Here is a 6,714-nt window from a genome sequence, read left to right on the forward strand (position 1 = left end):
GAGCCTTTTTTCCCGAATAGTAATAGATATTTAAAGGTTTCCCCTATGTATTATCATATGAAAAGAGCCCGAAAGTATATGCTTTGGGCCCTTTCTATTATATACCATTTAACCATTAATCTTAAAACATATATCTAATCTTATCTAAAACGATTGCAAATAGCAATAAAACAACATTTGTAATGCAGCCTGCTTCTGAGAGCTTTCAAGCGTCGATACTAATTTCTGTTGTAATACCTAAAAAATAAACGAGGTCGGCCCAATATCGGCACGACCTCGTAATAAGAATTAGTTTTTATTAACCAATGGAACCTTCCATTTCAAAACTGATTAAACGGTTCATTTCAACCGCATATTCCATTGGAAGTTCTTTCGTAAATGGTTCAATGAATCCCATGACGATCATTTCTGTAGCTTCCTGTTCAGAAATACCACGGCTCATTAGATAGAATAACTGCTCTTCCGATACTTTGGATACCTTAGCTTCGTGCTCCAATGATATATTATCATTGTGAATTTCATTGTAAGGAATCGTATCAGAAGTTGATTTGTTATCCATAATTAACGTATCACATTCGATGTTAGAACGAGCGCCATCGGCTTTACGACCAAAGTGAACGATCCCACGATATGTTACTTTACCACCATGCTTAGAAATTGATTTAGATACAATTGTTGATGATGTGTTTGGTGCTAAGTGATACATTTTCGCACCAGCATCTTGGTGCTGACCTTTACCTGCTAATGCAATGGAAAGTGTCATACCACGAGCACCTTCTCCTCTTAGTATTACAGAAGGATACTTCATTGTAAGCTTAGAACCAATATTTCCATCGATCCATTCCATCGTTGCATTCGCATCACAAGTTGCACGTTTTGTTACTAAGTTGAATACGTTATTTGCCCAGTTTTGAATTGTCGTATAACGGCAATAACCATCTTTTTTAACGAAGATTTCAACTACTGCACTATGCAGTGAGTTAGTTGTATAAACTGGTGCAGTACAACCTTCAACATAGTGAACAGATGCACCTTCATCTACAATAATAAGTGTACGCTCGAATTGCCCCATGTTTTCTGAGTTAATTCGGAAATACGCTTGTAATGGTGTTTCACATTTCACACCTTTTGGAACGTAAATGAATGATCCACCAGACCAAACAGCTGAGTTTAAAGCAGAGAATTTATTATCAGAGGACGGAATAACTTTACCGAAATACTCTTTAAATAAATCTTCATTTTCTTTTAAAGCTGTATCTGTATCTTTGAAGACGATACCCATGTCAGATAAATCTTCTTTCAAGCTGTGATAAACAACTTCAGATTCATATTGCGCTGATACACCAGCAAGATATTTTTGTTCTGCTTCAGGAATACCTAATTTATCAAACGTATTTTTAATCTCTTCTGGCACTTCATCCCAAGAACGTTCGGATCTTTCTGAAGGTTTCACATAATATGTGATTTCATCAAAATCAAGCTCAGCAAGATCGCCACCCCATTGTGGCATTGGTTTTTTATAAAATTGTTCTAATGCTTTCAAACGATAATCAAGCATCCACTGTGGTTCATCTTTCATGCGAGAAATTTCTTCAACAACTTTACGTGTTAAACCTTTTTCTGTACGGAATATAGAAACGTCCTTATCATGGAAGCCATATTTATATTCTCCTACTTCAGGCGCTTTTTTCGCCATATATAAAACCTCCTAATAGGTTTATTCTTTCTGATCACTTACACCTTTTTCCATTGCTTTCCAAGCGAGTGTGGCACATTTAATCCGCGCTGGGAATTTAGAGACACCTTGCAATGCTTCAATATCACCAAGCTCCAAGTCTGATTCATCAATATCTTCACCAAGCATCATTGAAGAAAATACCTTTGACATATTTAGCGCATCGTCTACTGTCTGCCCTTTAATCGCTTGCGTCATCATCGAAGCTGATGAAATGCTTATGGAACAACCTTCACCTTCGAACTTTGCGTCAGTTACTATTCCATCGTCAACTTGTAAATGTAATTGAATCCGGTCTCCACAAGTTGGGTTGTTCATATCTATCGTCATAGACTCGTCATCAAGTTTTCCACGATTACGTGGTTTTTTATAATGATCCATAATTACTTGTCTGTACAGTGTATCGAGGTTATCAAAAGACATCGCCAAAATACTCCTTTGTTTTCTTTAGCCCCTCCACAAATCGATCAACATCTTCAAACGTATTATATAAATAAAAGCTTGCTCTAGCTGTAGCCGTAACTTCTAGCCAACGCATTAGTGGCTGTGCGCAATGATGTCCTGCACGTACGGCTATACCTTCTGCATCTAATACAGTTGCCGTGTCATGTGGATGGACATCCGTTAAATTAAACGTCACTAAGCCTGCACGATGCTTCGGACCATAAATCGAGATCCCATCGATTGACTGCAGCTGCTCTAGTGCGTATTGCGTAATCTTTTCTTCATGTTTTTCAATATCTTCTAAGCCAATCTCCATTAAGAAATCAATTGCAGCACCTAATCCGATCGCTCCTGCAATAATCGGTGTTCCGCCTTCAAACTTCCACGGAAGCTCTTTCCAGGTTGAATCGTGTAAGTGAACAAAATCAATCATTTCTCCACCAAATTCTACTGGCTCCATCGCTTCTAGTAAAGCTTCTTTTCCATAAAGCACACCAATACCGGTTGGACCACACATTTTATGACCGGAAAAAGCATAGAAATCACAATTTAAATCCTGCACATCAATCTTCATGTGAGGAGCACCTTGTGCACCATCAACAAGCATGATGGCACCGTGTTGGTGCGCAATTTCTGCAATTTCTTTAACAGGGTTAATCGTACCAAGCACATTAGACACATGCATGATGGCTACGATCTTTGTTCGGTCCGTAATCATTTCTTTAACATCATTCATGCTAATCGTACCGTCCGGTTGTAGAGGCACATATTTTAAAACAGCCCCTGTCGCCTTAGCCGTTTGCTGCCATGGGATGATGTTACTATGATGCTCCATAGGGGTAATAACAATTTCATCACCCTCTGAAAGGTTATGGCGCCCGTAGCTATAAGCCACCGTATTAATCGCAGTTGTTGTCCCTCTCGTAAAAATTACTTGGCGAGAACTTTCTGCATTAATAAAGTGTTTAACTTTATCTCTTGCTCCTTCGTACTTGTCGGTAGCTCTTGTACCAAGCGTATGCACCCCGCGGTGTACATTGGAATTATCTAATTTGTAATAATCCTCTAATGCCTTTATAACCGACGCAGGCTTTTGCGAAGTAGCAGCAGAATCTAAATAAACTAACGGATGACCATTAACTTCTTGATGGAGTATCGGAAATAATTCTCGGATGGCTTTTACATCCATTAGTATACTTTCCTTTCAATCACCTGTCTCAACTGCTCTTTAACTGCTTCAATTGGAAGTTGATTAACAACTGGTGCTAAGAATCCGTGAATGATTAATCGTTCTGCTTCTTTCTGCGCAATACCTCTACTCATGAGATAGTACAGCTGTAACGGGTCGACACGTCCAACAGAAGCCGCGTGTCCTGCAGTTACATCATCTTCATCAATAAGTAAAATTGGGTTAGCATCCCCTCTTGCACCACTGCTTAGCATTAATACGCGTGACTCTTGCTCCGCATTGGATTTTGTTGCGCCATGTTCAATTTTTCCGATACCATTAAAGATAGCAGAAGCGCGATCCTTCATAACACCGTGCTGCAAGATGTATCCATCAGACTGCTTACCAAAGTGAACAATTTTCGCTGTGAAGTTTTGACTTTGATCGCCACGACCTACAACAACTGTTTTCGCATTAGAAGTTGAGTTATCTCCGATTAGATGCGTAATATTTTCAGATACGGTATTACCGTCATTCATTTGACCGAGTGCCCATTCAATCGTTGCATCACGATAAGCAACACCGCGACGATTAACATAAACAGTCGTTCCACTTGCAAAATTATCAACAGCACCAAAGGTTACTTTTGCATTATCATGCGCGATTACTTCGGCAACAATATTAGCTACTGTCTCTTCCTCGTTGTTGTGAGAAATATAATTTTCCACATACGTTACTGCGCTGTTTTCTTCCGCTACAACAATTACATGGTTAAAGGAAGCTGCTTCAAGGTCTTCCTGCCAGAAAATTGCTTGCAGTGGTTCTTCTACAACAACATTTTTAGGTACATAAACAAATGCTCCGCCGTTCATTAATGCTGCATGAAGTGCAGTTAGACGATTCTCATCTACAGACACCGCATCCTTCATGTAGTAGCGTTGCACAAGCTCGTTATGCTCTGATAGTGCTGATTGTATATCTGTGAATATTACACCTTGCTCTTGCAATGAAGCTGTTAGCGATTGATATGCTACCGATTGATTTCGTTGGATTAGCACATTCTGATCCTTATTTTCTAAATCCAAGAATACTTTAATTTCTTCTGGGAGCTCTGTAAAAGCATCAATTGTCTCTCCACTTGCTTCATGCTTGAACTGATGAAAATTCCACTTACTAATATTGGTTTTATCTGGTTTTGGCATTGGTAACGAATCACTTTGATCCAATGCTTGTATACGAAATGATTTCATCCATTCCGGCTCATTGCGTTTATCCGAGTACTCACTTATATAATCTTTTCCATAGGAAAGCTTTGTGTCAATAGTCATGGATTATCCCTCCTTACTGTTTAAGCATTAACCTCTACAGTTTCATCTTCAATACCTAGTTCCTTTTTAATCCAGTCATAACCTTCTGCTTCTAAACGTTGTGCTAGTTCAGGTCCACCGGATTTCACAACACGACCTTGCATCATTACGTGTACTTTGTCTGGGCTAATATAATTTAATAAACGTTGATAGTGCGTAATCATTAAACATCCGAACGTGTCATTACGTAGTTTGTTAATACCTTTCGCAACTACTTTTAAAGCATCGATATCTAAACCAGAGTCAATTTCATCTAAAATCGCGATTGCTGGTTGAACCATCATAAGTTGAAGAATTTCATTACGTTTTTTCTCACCGCCTGAGAAACCTTCATTCAAGTAACGCTGTGCCATGTTTTTGTCCATTTCCAAATCATCCATCGCCGCGTCCATCTCTTTAATAAATTTCATTAAAGGAATTTCATCGCCTTCTTCGCGATGCGCATTAATTGCTGAACGTAAGAAATCTGAGTTTGTTACCCCACTAATCTCACTTGGGTATTGCATTGCTAAGAAAAGACCAGCCTGCGCTCTTTCGTCTACTTCCATTTCCAATACATCTTTACCATCAAGGATAATGCTTCCAGAAGTAATTTCGTATTTAGGATGCCCCATAATTGCTGATGCTAGCGTTGATTTACCTGTACCGTTCGGTCCCATAACTGCATGGAATTCGCCACCGTTTATTGTTAAATTAACACCTTTTAATATTTCTTTATCTTCAATAGATACATGAAGATCTTTAATCTCTAATGTTGAGCCTGCCATAATGATACCCCTCCAATTACATTTATATAAATTTTTTTGTAGGTGGATAATAACTTAATAACACCTATTCTCAATTTATTCTCATTACAATCTTATATCATTTCGAATCTATAATCAACAATTTCACTGCTTCATCAACATACCTTTTAAAGCGAAATGTATCACTGGCCTAGATAAAACAAGTAACCTTAGTTTTTTCTATATAAAGAAGAAATATTTTTGTTATTTTAATTTACTTCATTTCCACATTTACGGTAATCACAAGCCACTCTGTAGCGAAGGCTCTTATGTGTACCAATTATCTCCTATTCATGCAAAAACCCCTTGCACTTAAACCATAATATGCAAGGGGGGATATTTCAGATATTTTGTATACTTACTATTGTAACAGTGATTAGTTGTTATTACCACCTACTTGAACAACTTTAATTCACAATCGATGCAGCTTTGAATTATTTTTGATAAACTAACTCACATAGACCTTAGCAAGGGGGCAACAAATCATGAAGGCACCTTTTTTTCAATTACCGTACATTAATAAACAAAGCGTATACAATTCCGAAGATGATCTTGGTAAAGTTTTAATGATTACTTTTTGGGTATCATGGTGTTCCGATTGTGGCGTAGACTTGCCAAAAAAAGAGCAACTTTTTCAATCCATTAATACCGACCAAGTGAAAATGATTACCATCAACGTAACAGGTCGAGAAAGAGATAGCCAAGCTGGAAGTAGTTATACAGATAAGTTCTTAAAGCAATCTACACTGGCAGATAGAGGGCGCGAGGTCTATGATCAGTTCGATTGTACTGGTGTACCAACAACGGTGCTGTTAGATAGAAACGGAATAGTACACAAACAGTTTGGAGACAAAGCTGACTTTATGGAGATTCTACAGACCCTAGGGGAATTACTTAAAAAATAGGCTTTTTTTAAAAATATTGTTATTGCGTAAAATAGCTAGTATGCGTCGTAACTTAGAGAGTGGTTACCCAGCTCCGGAAATCCACTTCGCTGCTAACAGGATTGCTCTTTACATCGGGTGATTGGAGCTCCGGGCAGTCGACTCCGGCGGGAATAGCGCGAGCTGAAGATCCACTCAGAAGCGCACTTTGGGACTGCGATTACTCGCCCCACCGAAAACATTTGCTTCTGAGTTAGCTGAAGCTGTGCCCCATAGCCGTCAAGCTAAGGATAAACTAAGAAAAACAAGTATGGTTCAATCTAATTTTTTA

6 protein-coding genes are annotated in these 6,714 nt (G+C 38.6%); 1 reads left to right on the forward strand and 5 read right to left on the reverse strand.

Features of this window, described 5'->3' with window-relative positions; translation table 11 throughout:
- Window positions 1–298: 298 nt before the first annotated feature.
- From sufB to sufC, 5 genes are read right to left on the reverse strand one after another with little or no spacing between them, the layout of a single operon-like run.
- On the reverse strand, window positions 299–1,696 hold the full coding sequence (gene sufB / locus ACI6MV_RS22390) for a Fe-S cluster assembly protein SufB (protein ID WP_407272556.1): 1,398 nt from the start codon (window positions 1,694–1,696) through the stop codon (window positions 299–301).
- A gap of 21 nt (window positions 1,697–1,717) precedes the next feature.
- Window positions 1,718–2,158, reverse strand: coding sequence for a Fe-S cluster assembly sulfur transfer protein SufU (gene sufU, locus ACI6MV_RS22395; protein ID WP_407272557.1), 441 nt, complete (start codon window positions 2,156–2,158; stop codon window positions 1,718–1,720).
- Entirely contained in the window at window positions 2,148–3,368 is a 1,221-nt protein-coding gene (locus ACI6MV_RS22400; RefSeq protein ID WP_407272558.1) for a cysteine desulfurase, read from the reverse strand. Before ACI6MV_RS22400 ends, sufU begins: the two co-directional genes overlap by 11 nt.
- Window positions 3,368–4,675: a Fe-S cluster assembly protein SufD gene (sufD, locus tag ACI6MV_RS22405; protein WP_407272559.1), complete on the reverse strand. Its 1,308-nt coding sequence runs from the start codon at window positions 4,673–4,675 to the stop codon at window positions 3,368–3,370. Before sufD ends, ACI6MV_RS22400 begins: the two co-directional genes overlap by 1 nt.
- Before the next feature lie 20 nt (window positions 4,676–4,695).
- Entirely contained in the window at window positions 4,696–5,481 is a 786-nt protein-coding gene (sufC, locus tag ACI6MV_RS22410; RefSeq protein WP_407272560.1) for a Fe-S cluster assembly ATPase SufC, read from the reverse strand.
- Window positions 5,482–5,984: 503 nt separating this feature from the next.
- On the opposite strand from sufC, the gene ACI6MV_RS22415 reads away from it, so the two are divergent.
- On the forward strand, window positions 5,985–6,404 hold the full coding sequence (locus ACI6MV_RS22415) for a TlpA family protein disulfide reductase (RefSeq protein ID WP_407272561.1): 420 nt from the start codon (window positions 5,985–5,987) through the stop codon (window positions 6,402–6,404).
- Window positions 6,405–6,714 lie beyond the last annotated feature (310 nt).

It is taken from the genome of Radiobacillus sp. PE A8.2, assembly GCF_045635475.1.
Lineage (GTDB): Bacteria > Bacillota > Bacilli > Bacillales > Amphibacillaceae > JBJGXI01.